We start from the raw sequence: 445 nt of genomic DNA, 5'->3' as shown, positions 1-445 counted from the left end.
GGGGGGGGGGGGGGGGGGGGGGGGGGGGGGGGGGGGGGGGGGGGGGGGGGGGGGGTGGGGGGGGGGGGGGGGGGGTGGGGGGGGGGGGTGGGGGGGGGGGGGGGGGGGGGGGGGGGGGGGGGGGGCGGGGGGGGGGTGCTGCGCGTGATCTGAAGACAACCAGGCGGCACAGCCGACACCACACACAGTAGGCCCCGCCCCCAAACACACCCGCCCGCAGACAAGTTATCAAAAAACACACCCCCCCCTTCCGGGCGGGCGGTCCCCCCCCGGGTTGGGGGGGGAAACCCCCCGGGGCCGGTGGCCTCGACGGCGTGGCCGCGTCGGCACAGTAGGATCCGTTGGCCTGCCAGAACGCCCAAGCGTCACAGGGGCTGCCGAAGCGATCGTTCATGTAGTTCAGGCCCAACTTGATCTGCGTGGCCGGATAGGTCCGCCAGACCGC

Annotated in this window: 1 pseudogene; it reads right to left on the bottom strand. The window is 76.6% G+C overall.

The features are described from left to right. Positions 1-331: 331 nt before the first annotated feature. Positions 332-445 (bottom strand): annotated as a pseudogene (locus tag PUR53_RS06910) (lytic transglycosylase domain-containing protein); the annotation flags it as partial.

The sequence above is a fragment of the Streptomyces sp. SP18BB07 genome, assembly GCF_036322545.1.
GTDB classification, from domain to species: Bacteria; Actinomycetota; Actinomycetes; order Streptomycetales; family Streptomycetaceae; genus Streptomyces; species Streptomyces deccanensis.
This window is presented reverse-complemented; position numbering and strand designations above follow the sequence as displayed.